At 68.1% G+C, this 14967-nt stretch carries 12 protein-coding genes; 9 read left to right on the top strand and 3 right to left on the bottom strand.

Features of this window, described 5'->3' with window-relative positions:
- Positions 1–67 precede the first annotated feature (67 nt).
- From MOM01_RS19470 to gatB, 4 genes are all read left to right on the top strand, one after another.
- Positions 68–1291, top strand: coding sequence for a sensor histidine kinase (locus tag MOM01_RS19470; protein ID WP_374112335.1), 1224 nt, complete (start codon positions 68–70; stop codon positions 1289–1291).
- A gap of 10 nt (positions 1292–1301) precedes the next feature.
- Positions 1302–1979: a response regulator transcription factor gene (locus MOM01_RS19465; RefSeq protein ID WP_308197014.1), complete on the top strand. Its 678-nt coding sequence runs from the start codon at positions 1302–1304 to the stop codon at positions 1977–1979.
- Positions 1980–2052: 73 nt separating this feature from the next.
- Positions 2053–3081 carry a 6-phosphofructokinase gene (locus tag MOM01_RS19460; protein ID WP_241387074.1) on the top strand — a complete coding sequence of 343 codons (1029 nt, stop codon included), beginning with the start codon at positions 2053–2055 and terminating at the stop codon, positions 3079–3081.
- Between the two features lie 42 nt (positions 3082–3123).
- Positions 3124–4632, top strand: coding sequence for an Asp-tRNA(Asn)/Glu-tRNA(Gln) amidotransferase subunit GatB (gene gatB / locus MOM01_RS19455; RefSeq protein WP_241387073.1), 1509 nt, complete (start codon positions 3124–3126; stop codon positions 4630–4632).
- Positions 4633–4659: 27 nt separating this feature from the next.
- Here the strand turns inward: gatB and MOM01_RS19450 are convergent, their stop codons facing one another.
- Entirely contained in the window at positions 4660–5808 is a 1149-nt protein-coding gene (locus MOM01_RS19450; RefSeq protein WP_241387072.1) for a PQQ-dependent sugar dehydrogenase, read from the bottom strand.
- A 77-nt stretch (positions 5809–5885) separates the two neighbouring features.
- On the opposite strand from MOM01_RS19450, the gene MOM01_RS19445 reads away from it, so the two are divergent.
- Entirely contained in the window at positions 5886–6647 is a 762-nt protein-coding gene (locus tag MOM01_RS19445; protein WP_241387071.1) for a DoxX family protein, read from the top strand.
- A gap of 78 nt (positions 6648–6725) precedes the next feature.
- On the opposite strand, the gene ilvD is transcribed toward MOM01_RS19445, so the two are convergent.
- Positions 6726–8567 (bottom strand): dihydroxy-acid dehydratase, encoded by a 1842-nt coding sequence (ilvD, locus tag MOM01_RS19440; protein ID WP_241387070.1) that lies wholly within the window; start codon positions 8565–8567, stop codon positions 6726–6728.
- 104 nt (positions 8568–8671) lie between these two features.
- Positions 8672–9250 (bottom strand): PH domain-containing protein, encoded by a 579-nt coding sequence (locus MOM01_RS19435; RefSeq protein WP_374112338.1) that lies wholly within the window; start codon positions 9248–9250, stop codon positions 8672–8674.
- Between the two features lie 264 nt (positions 9251–9514).
- Here MOM01_RS19435 and MOM01_RS19430 point away from each other — a divergent pair, with 264 nt between their 5' ends.
- From MOM01_RS19430 to MOM01_RS19415, 4 genes are all read left to right on the top strand, one after another.
- A complete protein-coding gene (locus MOM01_RS19430) occupies positions 9515–11452 on the top strand; it encodes an acetolactate synthase large subunit (protein ID WP_241387068.1) in 1938 nt (645 codons plus the stop codon).
- Positions 11449–11952, top strand: coding sequence for an acetolactate synthase small subunit (ilvN, locus tag MOM01_RS19425; RefSeq protein WP_006554535.1), 504 nt, complete (start codon positions 11449–11451; stop codon positions 11950–11952). The genes MOM01_RS19430 and ilvN overlap by 4 nt, the downstream gene beginning before the upstream one ends.
- Positions 11953–12002: 50 nt before the next feature.
- Entirely contained in the window at positions 12003–13004 is a 1002-nt protein-coding gene (gene ilvC, locus MOM01_RS19420) for a ketol-acid reductoisomerase (RefSeq protein WP_241387112.1), read from the top strand.
- Between the two features lie 145 nt (positions 13005–13149).
- Positions 13150–14964 (top strand): SulP family inorganic anion transporter, encoded by a 1815-nt coding sequence (locus MOM01_RS19415; RefSeq protein ID WP_241387067.1) that lies wholly within the window; start codon positions 13150–13152, stop codon positions 14962–14964.
- The last annotated feature ends 3 nt before the right edge of the window (positions 14965–14967 follow it).

Raw genomic sequence — 14967 nt, 5'->3', positions numbered from 1 at the left:
CCGCGCCGGAGTGATCTCGGTGCGGTCGGCACCACTCCGGGGAGCTACGGGGATCTCACTCTCCGGTATGAGGACAGTCGAGACCGCAGCTTCTAGCGTGAGGAATGTGAAACAGCTTGCACGATCGGGAGTGAACGCTGCCCGCGCCTGGGGGCGCGGGCGATGGAGCATCGTCATCGCTGTCGCTGTCACCTTGATGCTCTATGCGGTCGCCTGGCCGACGCTGCGTCTGACCCACGACATATCGCCTCCGGTCCTGCCGCTGATCTCGGGTGCGGCCGTCCTCCCGTTCGCGCTGGTGTTCATCCGTCCTGCACTGGGCTGGGCGATCAGCGCCGCGACCGCCCTGTTCGTCGCCCTCGCCTACGACCCGGTCGAGGGGTACGGCTATCCCTGGCAGGTCGTCCACATCCTCGTGATGCTCACGTTGCTGTTCGCGGTCGCCGTCCACGAGGAGATCCGGATCGTGCTCGTCGTCTGGGTGGCGACGACCCTGCTGTTCGCTGCGTTCGTGCCCGGTCGAGACGGGTGGGGGTGGGGGATCGGGATCGGCGCGCTCGTCGTGTTCGGCCTGCTGGTGCGCTGGCTGCTCCTGTCCCGCCGGCAACTCGCTCGTGAAGAGGAGGCCAGCGAACACGAACGTGCGCGTCGCGCGATTCTCGAGGAGAAAGCGCGCATCGCGCGCGACCTGCACGACATCGTCGCCCATCACATGTCGATGATCGTCGTGCAGGCGCAGAGTGCGCCCTACCGGCTTCCGGGTGTCGACGACGAGGTGCGTGCCGAATTCGACGCACTCGGGTCCGCCGCACGGGAGGCTCTGAACGAGGTCCGTACCCTGCTCGGTGTGCTGCGCAGCGACGGTCAGCTCCCGGAGCACGAGCCCCAGCCGGGTCTGCACAGCATCGAGGATCTGTTCGACTCCGCGAGGCGGGCAGGAATGCTGCTCGAGACGGAGGCGACCGGTGCGCCCGACCGAGTTTCCGAGGCCGTGGGGTTGACGGTCTACCGGATCCTGCAGGAGTCGCTCGCGAACTCGGCGCGCCACGCGCCGGGTGCCCCGGTACGCGCTCGGCTGGCGTGGGAACCGGGGGCCGTCACCGTCGAGGTGATCAACGGACCCGCGGCGGTGGGGCCTCCCACCATCGGCCACCAGGACCGTAGCGGGGGCAACGGTATCCGTGGGATGGCGGAACGTGCCGCCGTCGTGGGCGGGCAGTTGACGGCGCATCCGCGGCAGGGCGGTGGCTTCGAGGTACGAGCGGTTCTCCCGGTGCTGCTCGAGGCCTAGGGTGGTGCCGGTGACCGAACCGCGACCTGCCATCACCGTGTTCATCGCCGACGACCAGGCCATGGTCCGGCAGGGCTTCGGCGCACTGCTGGGTGCCCAGCCCGATATCAGCGTCGTGGGCGACGCACCGGACGGCCGGGCTGCGGTGTCCGAAGTGGCGAGGCTACGCCCGGACGTGGTCCTCATGGACGTGCGCATGCCCGAGATGAACGGTCTCGATGCGGCCCGGCACATCCTCGCCGACACCCGCGAGCCGAGATCGAAGGTGCTCATGCTCACGACCTTCGATCTCGACGACTACGTGTACGAGGCGCTCGGGATGGGCGCGAGCGGGTTCCTGCTCAAGGACGCACCCGCCGACGAACTCGTCCGCGCCGTGCGGGTCGTCGCAGACGGACAGGCGCTGCTCGCGCCGACCGTCACGCGACGGCTCATCGCCGACGTCACCAGCAGACGCCGGCCCGGCAGGGGCCGCGATCGGGTGCTCGAGCAGCTGACCCCGCGCGAACTCGAGGTTCTCGAACTGATCGCGCACGGGCTGTCCAACACAGAGATCGCGGAGCGCCTGTTCGTCGCCGAGCAGACGGTGAAGACGCACGTCGGGAAGGTACTCGGGAAGCTCCACCTGCGGGACCGGGCGCAGGCGGTGGTGCTGGCCTACGAGTCCGGTCTCGTCACACCCGGCTGAATCGGGCTGCCGTCGCGACGCCGAACGGGCAGGATGGCGGTGCAGTACTGGTCCATCCGACGGGAGGTAGTCCGTGACGCGAATCGGCATTCTCACCAGTGGTGGGGACTGTCCCGGACTGAACGCGGTCATCCGCGGTGCGGTGCTCAAGGGAACCGAGGTGCACGGCCAGGAGTTCGTCGGTTTTCTCGACGGCTGGCGCGGGCTCGTCGAAGGTGATGCGATCCCCTTGAATCGCAGCCGTGTTCGAGGTCTCGCCCAGCAGGGCGGCACAATCCTCGGTACCAGCCGCTTCGGCCCGTATCAGGGACCGAACGGGGGCGCGCAGAACATCCAGAAGACGCTCGACCGGCTCGGCGTCGACGCGGTGATCGCCATCGGTGGAGAGGGCACCGCTGCCGCGTCGAAACGGCTGTTCGGTGAAGGAATCCGTATCGTCGGCGTGCCCAAGACGATCGACAACGATCTCAGTCACACCGACTACACCTTCGGATTCGACACCGCGGTCGAGATCGCGACCGAGGCGATCGATCGTCTCCGCACCACCGGCAACTCGCACAAGCGATGCATGGTGCTCGAGGTCATGGGCAGGCATGCCGGCTGGATCGCACTGCACGCGGGGACTGCGGGGGGTGCGCACGCGATCCTCATTCCGGAACATCCGGAGAGCCTCGAACAGATCTGCGAGTGGGTGACCAGTGTCCGGGACCGCGGGCGTTCACCGATGGTCGTCGTCGCGGAAGGTTTCCGGCTTCCTCACATGGAGGAGGCGTACTCCACCAAGGGTCTCGACGGTTTCGACCGGCCCCGTCTCGGCGGTGTCGCGGAGTTTCTCGCACCGCTCATCGAGAAACACACCGGTATCGAAACCCGTGCGACCGTGCTCGGGCACATCCAGCGGGGAGGCGTTCCCACCGCCTTCGACCGGGTCCTCGCGACCCGCCTCGGCATGGCGGTCACCGATCTCGTCGCCGAGGAGGACTGGGGTCATATGGTGGCGCTGCACGGCACCGACATCGCTCGCGTCGACTTCGACGAGCTGGCCGAGCCGAAATACGTGCCGGAGCGGCGATACCAGGAGATGCGGATCATCTTCGGGTGAGGCCGCGCGGGGACACCGGTGGCGCCGTCTAAAATCGGGATCATGACTGCCTCGGTGTCCGCTGACCTGCTCGCCTACGACGACGTGCTCGCCAAGTTCGAGCCCGTGATGGGCATGGAGGTGCACGTCGAACTGCACACCGCCACCAAGATGTTCTGCCCGTGCCCGACCACCTTCGGTGCGGAGCCGAACACCCAGGTGTGCCCGGTGTGCCTGGGTCTGCCGGGCGCGCTGCCCGTCGTCAACCAGGCCGCGGTCGAGTCCGCGATCCGGATCGGTCTCGCGTTGAACTGCTCGATCACCCCGTGGGGCCGCTTCGCGCGGAAGAACTACTTCTACCCGGATCAGCCCAAGAACTACCAGATCTCGCAGTACGACGAGCCGATCGCGACCGACGGTTACCTCGACGTCGTCCTGGACGACGGCACCACCTGGCGGGTCGACATCGAGCGCGCCCACATGGAGGAGGACACCGGCAAGTCGCTGCATGTCGGTGGCGCCACGGGCCGCATCCACGGCGCGAGCCACTCGCTGCTCGACTACAACCGCGCGGGTGTGCCCCTCATCGAAATCGTCACCAAGCCCATCGTGGGTGCGGGAGAGCGGGCCCCCGAGGTCGCTCGCGCCTACGTGACCGCCCTGCGCGACCTGCTCGAGGCGCTCGATGTCTCCGACGTCCGCATGGACCAGGGCTCGATGCGGTGCGACGCCAACGTCTCGCTGATGCCGATCGGTGCGAAGGAGTTCGGCACCCGCACCGAGACGAAGAACGTCAATTCGCTCAAGTCCGTCGAGGTGGCGGTTCGCTACGAGATGCGCCGCCAGGCCGCGGTGCTCGTCGCCGGTGGCGAGATCATCCAGGAGACCCGGCACTTCCAGGAGGCGGACGGCACCACCTCGCCCGGTCGTCGTAAGGAGACCGCCGAGGACTACCGCTACTTCCCGGAGCCCGATCTCGAGCCGATCGCTCCCGATGCCGCCTGGGTCGAGGAGTTGCGTGCGACTCTGCCCGAACTGCCGTGGCTGCGTCGTGCCCGCATCCAGGCCGAGTGGGGGGTCTCCGACGAGGAGATGCGCGACCTCGTCAACGCCGGCGCGCTCGACCTCGTCATTGCGACCACGGAGGCCGGCGCGCCCGCTTCGGAGGCGCGCTCGTGGTGGGTCGCGTATCTGGCTCAGCAGGCCAACAGCCGTGGCGTCGAACTCGCCGAGCTGCCCATCACGCCCGAGCAGCTCGCCCGCGTCATCGCACTCGTGGCCGAGGGCAAGCTGACGAACAAGCTCGCCCGCCAGGTTGTCGACGGCGTGCTCGCCGGTGAGGGTGAGCCCGACGAGGTAGTGGCTGCGCGCGGTCTCGAGGTCGTCCGCGACGACTCGGCGCTGCAGGCCGCGGTCGACGCCGCTCTCGCCGCCAATCCCGACATCGCCGACAAGATCCGCTCGGGCAAGGTTCAGGCCGCGGGCAAGATCGTCGGCGACGTCATGAAGGCCACTCGCGGCCAGGCCGACCCGGCGCGGGTCAAGGAACTCGTCATCGCCGCGTGCAGCTGACGGTGGGTGGCGGGCGGAGCACCCGGATCAGTCGAATCCGCCGCCACCTGCGGGGAACTGGATCCGGACGACGCGATCGTCGTTCGGACCCGGCTCCGCGCCCGTCTTGTTGATCGTCGAGACCCACAGAAGTCCGTCGGGGGACGAGGCTGCGCCGCGGAGCATGCCGTAGCGGTCCTCCGCCGCGAGGACCGGGGCGGCGGTGACCGCGCCCGTGCCCGGGTCGGTGGTGAGGACTGCGACGGCCTTCGCGTCGGTGAGTGAGATCGCGATTCCGTCCGGTGCTGCCGCGCATCCTGCGACACCGGGCCGCTCGGGCCACGTCCACGCCGGGCCGGTGCCGGTCGAGCCGTCGACGCCCACTCGCTGGAGCCGGTCCTCGAGCGGGGTGCGGTCGGTGACCCACAGGGCGCCGTTCGGATCGCGGCACACGTCGCCGGCGGTCCCGATCCCGGACAGCACCACCGACGGGGTGGCCGCAGCGCCGGGGGCGGGCAACGGAAGTTTCAGGAGCTTGCCCGAGAGGGAACTCGGATCATTTGCGGCAGAGGGGTTCCCGGCGTCGCCGGTGAGCACGGCGAGCTCGGTCGGTGAGACGAACTCGATCGCTCCGGCGTTACCGGACGTGCCGCGAGGGATTCCGGTCAGCACGTCCTTGGGGGTATCGCCCGCGGCGATCCGCACCACCCGGTTGTCGGTGGCCGTGGTGATGTAGGCGTAGAGCAGCCGATCCTCCGCGAAGGTGGGGGAGAGCGTGACGTCCATGAGCCCGCCGTCGCCGGACCCGTCGACCGGGATCGTGGCGACCTCGACCGGCTCCGTCTCCGGCGCGACCTGCAGGATCCGGCCCGTTCGGCGTTCGGTGACCAGCGCGGAGTTCCCGTCGGGCATCGTGACGAGACCTCCGGTGACGTCGAGGCACGTCGCGACCACCGCCGGATCGGGGTCGACGCACGGTCCCGGGGGGCGGGAAGAGGCACTCGGGGTGGTCGTCGTGGTGGTGGGGTCGAGAGGGCCCACGCCCGGTCCCGGGTCGAATGTGGGCTGCGGGGTGAACGGCGTGGTGGTCGAGTCGTCGAAACGTGCACACGAGGGGACGGCGAGGACTCCGACGGCCAGCGCGGCCGCCGCCACGCGCCCGCCCCACGAACTCGTCCACTGCACACCCCACGTCATGCCGCAAACGTTACCGGCACGACGCGCGTGCCCGCGGATGCCGGGTACGGAGGCCGCGCCGGGCCTACGCTGGGAGCGTGGCCGACAAGGAAACCGGTGGAGTGCCGGACGCAGGTTCGAGTCCCTACGACAACCAGCAGGACGAACGGACATTGGAGATGCGCCGACCACGTAGTTCGTATCTCGACCCGGAGGACGTCCCGGGCACGGGGGGAAACCTGTCGGGCAACGACACCTACGCGCCGCCCACCGAACAGATCTATCGGCCGGACCCGGTCTACGGCTCGGAACCGGCCGGCGCGGTGCTTGCCGGGGAGCAACCGCCGGTGAAGGTTCGCCGCGGCACGCTGGATCTGGGCCTGTTCGTACTGCGTGCGGTGGTCGGTGCGACCCTCCTCGTGCACGGACTGCAGAAGCTGACGGGTCTGTGGAACGGTCCGGGCCTGGACGGTTTCGAGGCCACGCTGCGCGACGCGGGTTATCAGCAGCCGGCGGCGCTCGCGATCGCCGGTGCAGTCGGCGAGATCGCTGCCGGCGGACTGCTCGTGCTGGGTCTTCTCACCCCCATCGCTGCAGCCGTGATCGTCGCGATCATGGTCAACGCCGTGCTGTTCAAACACGAGCTCGAGCCGGGGCTCCAGTACTTCGCCACCGAATCGTCCGGATTCGAGTACGAGGTCCTGCTCGTGGCCTGTGCGGTGGCGCTCACCCTCACCGGGCCGGGACGCATCGCGATCGACGGCAGGCGCCGATGGGCGACGCGCCCGTTCCTCGGTTCCCTCGCCGTGCTGCTGCTGGGGGTGGCGGCCGGCGTGTGCCTGTGGATCTTCGGGCGCTGAGACCGTCCGCAGGCCCCTCGACGACAAGAGCCGCGCGATCCCGTCGGATCGCGCGGCTCTTCGTCTTCCCGGCCCGTTCTACAGGACGCGCCGCACGGCGCCCTTGTCGGCGGAGGTTGCGAGCGCGGCGTAGGCACGCAGCGCCTTCGAGACCGTGCGCTCCCGGTCGACGGGCTGCCACGGACGCTCGGAGGCCTCCATCTTCGCGCGCCGCTCCGTGAGGATGTCGTCGTCGACGAGCACCTCGAGGGTGCGGGTCGCGACGTCGATACGGATCCGGTCACCGTTCTCGACCAGGCCGATCACGCCGCCCGACGCCGCCTCCGGGGAGACGTGGCCGATGGACAGACCCGAGGTGCCGCCGGAGAACCGGCCGTCGGTGATCAGGGCGCACACCTTGCCCAGTCCGATGCCCTTGAGGAAGGAGGTGGGATGGAGCATCTCCTGCATGCCGGGGCCTCCGGCCGGGCCCTCGTAGCGCACGACCACCACGTCGCCCGCCTTGATCTTCTTGCCGAGGATGACGGAGACGGCCTCCTCCTGCGACTCGACGACGAAGGCCGGCCCTTCGAAGTGGAAGAGATCCTCGTCGATCCCCGCGGTCTTGAGGATCGCGCCGTCCGGAGCGAGATTGCCGCGCAGCACGCACAGGCCGCCTTCGACGGTGTAGGCGTGCTCGATGTCGCGGATGCAGCCGTTGGCGGCGTCGGTGTCCAGCGACGACCAGCGGTTGTCCGTCGAGAACGGTTCGGTGGTGCGCACCCCGCCCGGAGCGGCGTGGAACAGTTCGAGGGCCGTCTCGGATGCTTTGCCGGAGCGGATGTCCCACGTGTCGAGCCACTCGTCGAAGCTCTTCGTGTGGACGGTGGAGACATCGGTCTCGAGCAGACCGCCGCGTCGCAGCTCGCCGAGGATGGCGGGGATGCCGCCGGCGCGGTGGACGTCCTCCATGTGGTAGTCGGAGTTCGGTGAGACCTTCGACAGGCACGGCACCCGGCGGCTGATCTCGTCGATGGTGGTGAGATCGAAGTCGACCTCGCCCTCCTGGGCAGCGGCGAGCGTGTGCAGCACGGTGTTCGTGGAGCCACCCATCGCGACATCGAGGGCCATGGCGTTGCGGAAGGCGGCCGGAGTCGCGATGTTGCGCGGCAGCACGGACTCGTCGTCGTCGCGGTAGTAGCGCAGGGCCGCCTCCACGATGGTCGTGCCGGCGGTCTCGAACAGCGCGCGACGCGCCTCGTGGGTGGCGAGGGTCGATCCGTTGCCGGGCAGGGCCAGGCCGAGGGCCTCGGTCAGGCAGTTCATGGAGTTCGCCGTGAACATGCCCGAGCACGAACCGCACGTCGGGCATGCGCTGCGCTCGACCTCGTCGAGGCCCGCGTCGTCGACGGCCTCACTGGCGGAGGCGGAGATCGCGGTGATGAGGTCGGTGGGTGCGTGGGCGACACCGTCGACGACGACGGCCTTGCCGGCCTCCATCGGACCGCCGGAGACGAAGATCGTCGGGATGTTCAGACGCATCGCGGCATTGAGCATGCCCGGGGTGATCTTGTCGCAATTGGAGATGCAGACCAGGGCGTCGGCGGTGTGCGCGTTGACCATGTATTCGACGGAGTCCGCGATGATCTCGCGGCTCGGCAGCGAGTAGAGCATGCCGCCGTGACCCATCGCGATGCCGTCGTCGACAGCGATGGTGTGGAACTCGCGTGCCACGCCGCCCGCTTCGCGCACTGCCTTCGCGACGATCTCACCGACGTCCTTGAGGTGGACGTGACCGGGTACGAACTGCGTGTAGGAGTTCGCGATCGCGACGATCGGCTTGCCGAAGTCGGAATCGGTCAGGCCGGTGGCGCGCCACAGGGAGCGCGCCCCTGCGGCGTTTCGTCCGACGGTGGTGGTGCGTGACCTCAACGGGGGCATGGTCTGACTTCCTTGACGGTGGCGGTGTGCGCAATCGGCCGGCCGTGCCCGGGCGCCGGGCTGGGGCGGGTGCGGGCGGCGGCAGGGACGAATCTACTCGTGTGTTATTCGGGACGCCTATCCGCGTCCGACGGAACCGCTCCGGAGACGCTGTCCTCGTTCGTCCCGACAGTCGTAGCGTCGCTCTCGACCGCGGTTGCCTCGTCGTCGGTTCCGGTGTTGCCGGCGGTCTCGGCGTGGTCCGTCTCGGCCTGCGCTTCCGCCTCCGCCTTGCGTGCGGCGGCGTAGGGATCGGGGATACGGCCTCCGCTGGCTTCCGAGAGTTGCGGCAGGCGGCCGAAGGTCACCACCGGCAGTGCGACCTCGGAACCGTCGGTGAGGCCGGCGCGGGCCCAGCCCCGCTTCGGGAATCGGATGCCCTCGAGGGAATCCCACTTCAGGGTCGTGGTCGAGAAGGTCGACCGCGCGACGATGCCGTCGGGGCCGACGACCGTCCTCACCCGCACGATCCATGCGGCGACGAGGAAGGGGATGATCAGAGTCCATGCGAAGGCTTCCGGCCACGCGAGCGCGGGGGAGGCGAGCGCGAGGAGGAGCAGAGCGCACGCGAGGAACGACAGTCGCGAGATCTGGATGACCTGCGTCGTCGATTCGGGCGTGTGGGATGATGGAGTCGGTGGCACGGGCTGCTGGGAAGATGACACCTCTACATCTTCTCACTGCAGCCACGGCATCTCACATTCTGGGACAGTGAACCGCACCAAGTTGACTGTCTGGACACCATGCGCCTACCGTCGAGCGCGTGAATCAGAATGGGTTGCTCGTAATCGGCCGGCGCGTCGTCGCCTGAGCCGCATTCTGCAACTCGCCCACGACGCGCCACCCTCGTACAGCACACGCTGACGAGGGTTTTTTGTTGCCCGGAGCCAGAATCAGAGGAATTCGCAGTGAGCGCACCAACCGCACGGCCTCAACCCTCGCCGCGAAAGCCGGGGTCCGCCACCCCGACTCCCGCAGCTGCCGCAACGCAGCCCACCCGTCGTCAGGTCGCCCCCGAGCGGGTCACCGGCGCCCAGTCGGTGGTCCGCGCACTCGAAGAGCTCGAGGTCGACACGGTATTCGGCATTCCCGGCGGTGCGATCCTGCCCGTCTACGACCCGATCTTCGATTCGCGGCGTGTGCGCCACGTGCTCGTCCGCCACGAGCAGGGTGCGGGCCATGCTGCCACCGGTTACGCCCAGGCCACCGGCAAGGTGGGCGTGTGCATGGCCACGTCCGGACCGGGCGCGACCAATCTGGTGACCCCGCTCGCGGACGCCCAGATGGACTCCGTGCCCGTCGTCGCGATCACCGGTCAGGTCGGACGCCCGCTCATCGGCACCGACGCCTTCCAGGAAGCGGACATCTCCGGCATCACGATGCCGATCACCAAGCACAACTTCCTGGTCACCGACGGTGCGGACATCCCGCGCATCCTGGCCGAGGCGTTCTACCTCGCCTCCTCGGGCCGTCCCGGCGCCGTCCTCGTCGACATCCCCAAGGACATCCTCCAGGCGCAGACCACCTTCAGCTGGCCGCCGGAGATGCACCTGCCCGGCTACCGGCCCGTGACGAAGCCGCACGGCAAGCAGGTGCGTGAAGCCGCGCGGCTCATCGCCGATGCGAAGAACCCCGTGCTCTACGTCGGCGGCGGTGTCATCAAGGCCGAGGCATCTCCCGAGCTCCTCGAACTCGCCGAGCTGACCGGTATCCCGGTCGTGACGACCCTGATGGCGCGGGGCGCCTTCCCGGACAGCCACAACCTGCACTGCGGCATGCCCGGTATGCACGGCAACGTCGCAGCGGTCGCCGCACTGCAGAAGAGCGACCTGCTCATCACTCTCGGTGCCCGCTTCGACGACCGGGTGACCGGGCAGCTCGATTCCTTCGCGCCCGACGCGAAGGTCATCCACGCCGACATCGATCCGGCGGAGATCGGCAAGAACCGGCACGCCGACGTGCCGATCGTCGGCGACTGCAAGGAGGTCGTCGTCGAGCTGATCGAGGCGATCCGCGCCGACCTCGCGACCGGCACGAAGCTCGACTACGCGGCCTGGTGGGCCTATCTCGACGACATCCGTCGCACCTACCCGCTGAGCTACGACCGTCCCACCGACGACACCCTGTCGCCGCAGTACGTCATCCAGGCCGTCGGCAAGCTCGCCGGTCCCGACGCGATCTACTGCGCCGGTGTCGGACAGCACCAGATGTGGGCCGCGCAGTTCGTCGACTACGAGAAGCCGCGCACCTGGCTCAACTCCGGTGGTCTCGGCACCATGGGCTATGCGGTGCCCGCCGCGATGGGCGCCAAGATGGGCCGCCCCGATGCCGAGGTGTGGGCCATCGACGGTGACGGCTGCTTCCAGATGACCAACCAGGAACTCGCGACCTGCGCGGTCGAGGGTGTGCCGATCAAGGTCGCACTGATCAACAACGGCAACCTCGGCATGGTCCGGCAGTGGCAGACCCTCTTCTACGAGGAGCGGTACTCGAACACCGACCTGGCGACGCATTCGCTGCGCATCCCCGACTTCGTCAAGCTCGCCGAGGCCCTCGGATGCGTGGGTATCCGCGTCGAGCGCGAGGAGGACGTCGAGCCGGCGATCCGCCGGGCGCAGGAGATCGACGACCGTCCCGTGGTGATCGACTTCATCGTCGGCAAGGACGCTCAGGTGTGGCCGATGGTCGCCGCCGGCACGAGCAACGACGAGATCATGGCCGCGCGCGACATCCGCCCGTTGTTCGACGACGACGCCGCCGCCGACGATCCCGCCGTCATCCACGAGACCATCGACGCGCTCGAAGCCCGCAGCGAGAACGCCGCGGCCCAGGAGGAGACCAAGTGAGCACGAGCCACACTCTCAGTGTTCTCGTCGAGGACAAGCCGGGCGTGCTCGCCCGAGTCGCATCGCTGTTCTCGCGACGCGGGTTCAACATCGAATCCCTTGCCGTCGGTGGTACCGAAGTGCCCGACATCTCGCGGATGACGATCGTGGTGACCGTCGACGAGTTCCCGCTCGAGCAGGTCACCAAGCAGCTCAACAAACTCGTCAACGTCATCAAGATCGTCGAGCAGGAGGACGAGGCGTCCGTCGCCCGCGAACTCGTGCTCATCAAGGTGCGGGCGGACGCCAGTGTCCGCACCCAGGTCATCGAGACGGTGAATCTGTTCCGCGCCAAGGTGATCGACGTCTCGCCCGAGTCGTTGACCATCGAGGCCACCGGTACGCGGTCCAAGCTCGATGCGCTGCTGCGCATGCTCGAACCGTACGGAATCCGCGAGATCGTCCAGTCCGGTGTCGTCGCGGTCGGACGCGGTCCGAAGTCCATCACGGCTACCCGTTAGCCTTAACACACCCATACTTGTTGAAAGAGGTAATCACTGTGGCAGTCGAGATGTTCTACGACGACGATGCCGACCTGTCGATCATCCAGGGTCGTAAGGTCGCCGTCATCGGCTACGGCAGTCAGGGACACGCGCACTCGCTGAGCCTGCGCGACTCGGGCGTCGACGTTCGCATCGGTCTGAAGGAAGGCTCGAAGTCGCGGGCCAAGGCCGAGGAGGCCGGCCTCACCGTCGGTACGCCCGCCGAGGTTTCCGAGTGGGCCGACGTCATCATGGTCCTCGCCCCCGATACCGCACAGGCGTCGATCTTCAAGAACGACATCGAGCCCAACCTGAAGGACGGCGACGCGCTGTTCTTCGGCCACGGCCTGAACATCCACTTCGGCCTCATCGAGGCTCCGGAGAACGTCACCGTCGGCATGGTCGCCCCCAAGGGCCCCGGCCACCTCGTGCGTCGTCAGTTCGTCGACGGCAAGGGCGTCCCGGCGCTCATCGCCGTCCACCAGGACCCCAAGGGTGAGGGCGAGGCTCTTGCCCTGTCCTACGCGAAGGCGATCGGCGGCACCCGCGCGGGCGTCATCAAGACGACCTTCAAGGAAGAGACCGAGACCGACCTCTTCGGCGAGCAGGCCGTTCTGTGCGGTGGCACCGAGGAACTGGTCAAGACCGGCTTCGACGTCCTCGTCGAGGCGGGCTACGCGCCGGAGATGGCGTACTTCGAGTGCCTGCACGAGCTCAAGCTCATCGTCGACCTCATGTACGAGGGTGGCATCGCCCGCATGAACTACTCGGTGTCCGACACCGCCGAGTTCGGTGGCTATCTCTCCGGCCCGCGCGTCATCGACGCCGGCACCAAGGAGCGCATGAAGGACATCCTGAAGGACATCCAGGACGGCACCTTCGTCAAGCGTCTCGTCGCCAACGTCGAGAACGGCAACAAGGAGCTCGAGGGGCTCCGCAAGGAGAACGCCGAGCACGGCATCGAGGTCGTCGGCAAGCAGCTGCGCGACCTGATGAGCTGGGTCGATCGCCCGATCACCGAGACCGCATAGCTCGTCTCGAGGCGCCACGACGGCAGCCCGCCATCCCGAAAGGATGGCGGGCTGCCGTCTTTCCGCCGCAATGGCCGGTCGGTGTGCAGGAACGGATCTCTCCAGTTGGCGGACGGGGAGTGTATCGGCGGACCATACTTGGCCAATGTCGCTCTCGGCCGCCGCCAGCCGGCTTCCCGGCATCGCCACGGCGCGCGCATATCAGCGCGAATGGCTGCGGACCGACATCGGTGCGGGCTTGGTGGTCAGCGCACTGCTCGTGCCCACCGGCATGGGCTACGCAGCCGCGGCCGGACTGCCTGCCCACATGGGCATGTACGCGACCATCGTGCCGATGCTCGTGTACGCCCTCGTCGGTCCGTCGCGCATTCTCGTGGTCGTTCCGTCCTCGGCTCTGGCGCCGCTGATCGCCGCGGCCGTGATCCCCCTCGCCTCGGCAGGAGATCCCGCACGTGCGGCGGCTCTCGCGGGTCTGCTCGCCCTGATCGTCGGAACACTGTTGTTGTGCAGCGGAATTCTGCGCCTCGGATTCATCACCGAACTGCTGTCCAACCCCATCCGCGTCGGGTTCCTCAACGCCATCGCATTTATCGTGATCGCGAGCGAGCTTCCCCACCTGCTCGGCGTCAGTACCCGCGAGACCCACCTCATCGCGAACCTCCGTAACGCTGCGGATGCGGTGCGCGGCGGCGCGCTCGAATCACTCGCCTTCCTCCTCGGCGGTGCGACCCTGATCCTGATCGTCGTGATTCAGGCACTGTGGCCACGAGTTCCGGGCATCCTGATCGGGGTCGTCATGGCTACCGGGGTCACAGCCGCTTTCGGACTGGGCGGCAAAGTCGAGACGGTCGGTGCGCTCCCGTCGGGCTTCCCCGGACCGGCACTCGGCGGGCTCGAGTTGAGCGACGTGGCAACGCTGCTCGGCCCTGCTGTGGCGATCGCCGTCATCGGTTTCGCCGACACTTCCGTCGTGTCCCGCGCTTTCTCGTCTCAACGCGGTGAGAACGTGGACGGAAGTTCCGAAATGCGGGCGCTCGGAGCGGTCAATCTTGCTGCCGGGGTCACCGGAGGGTTCCCGGTCTGCGGGAGCGGAAGCCGCACGCCCGTGCTCCAGCGGAGGGGCGCACACACACAACTGGCCGGAGTGGTGGGAGCGCTGACGGTCGCGGCTTTCCTCCTCCTCGCTCCGGGCGCGACGGCGGACCTCCCGCGGTCCGCTCTGAGTGCCGTCGTCATCGTCGCAGTGAGTGCGCAGTTCAAATTCGGCAAGGTCCGGCATCTGTGGCAGGTCGCCAAGATCGAATTCGGTTTGTGTATCGCGGCATCCGTGGCCGTCATCCTCACGGGCGTCCTGCGCGGCGTTCTGATCGCGATTGCGCTGTCGCTGATGGCGTTGGTGATCCAGGCCTGGCGACCTCACCGGGCCGAGTTGGTCGAGGTCCCCGGGATCGCGGGATATCACGACAGAGCGCGTCATCCGGAAGGTCACCGGATCCGAGGGCTCCTCCTTGCGCGGTTCGACGCACCGTTGTTCTTCGCCAACGGCTCGATTCTCACGAGATATGTGCGCGACCTCGTCCAGGAGCGGTCCGATCGCATCGAATGGGTGGTACTGGTCGCCGATCCGATCACCGATCTCGACACGACGTCGGTCGAAGAGATCGAGCGGCTCGACGAATACCTGTCGCACAACGGGATTCGGTTCTTCTTCGCAGCGCTGGAGGGGCAGGAGAGAGACAAGCTTCTGCGCATGCAGTCGGAGAGCCGTTTCGACCGGGATCGGTTCTATCCCACGCCTCGTGCCGCCGTGATCGCCTTCCGGCACCGGCACGACACCGGTGTCACGCGCCGGACGATTCGTGCGCGTCCGGACATTTCGCCGACGGGAATCGCCGGACGGCGCGCACGGCGGAGGCCGCGCCCGGTACCGGGCGCCGGGCGTGTGCGGCGGCGACGCTGAGGT

This window comes from Rhodococcus sp. CH91, from assembly GCF_022554085.1.
Lineage (GTDB): Bacteria > Actinomycetota > Actinomycetes > Mycobacteriales > Mycobacteriaceae > Rhodococcus.
Note: the sequence above shows the minus strand (reverse complement) of the source record. Positions and strands in the feature narration are given on the sequence as shown.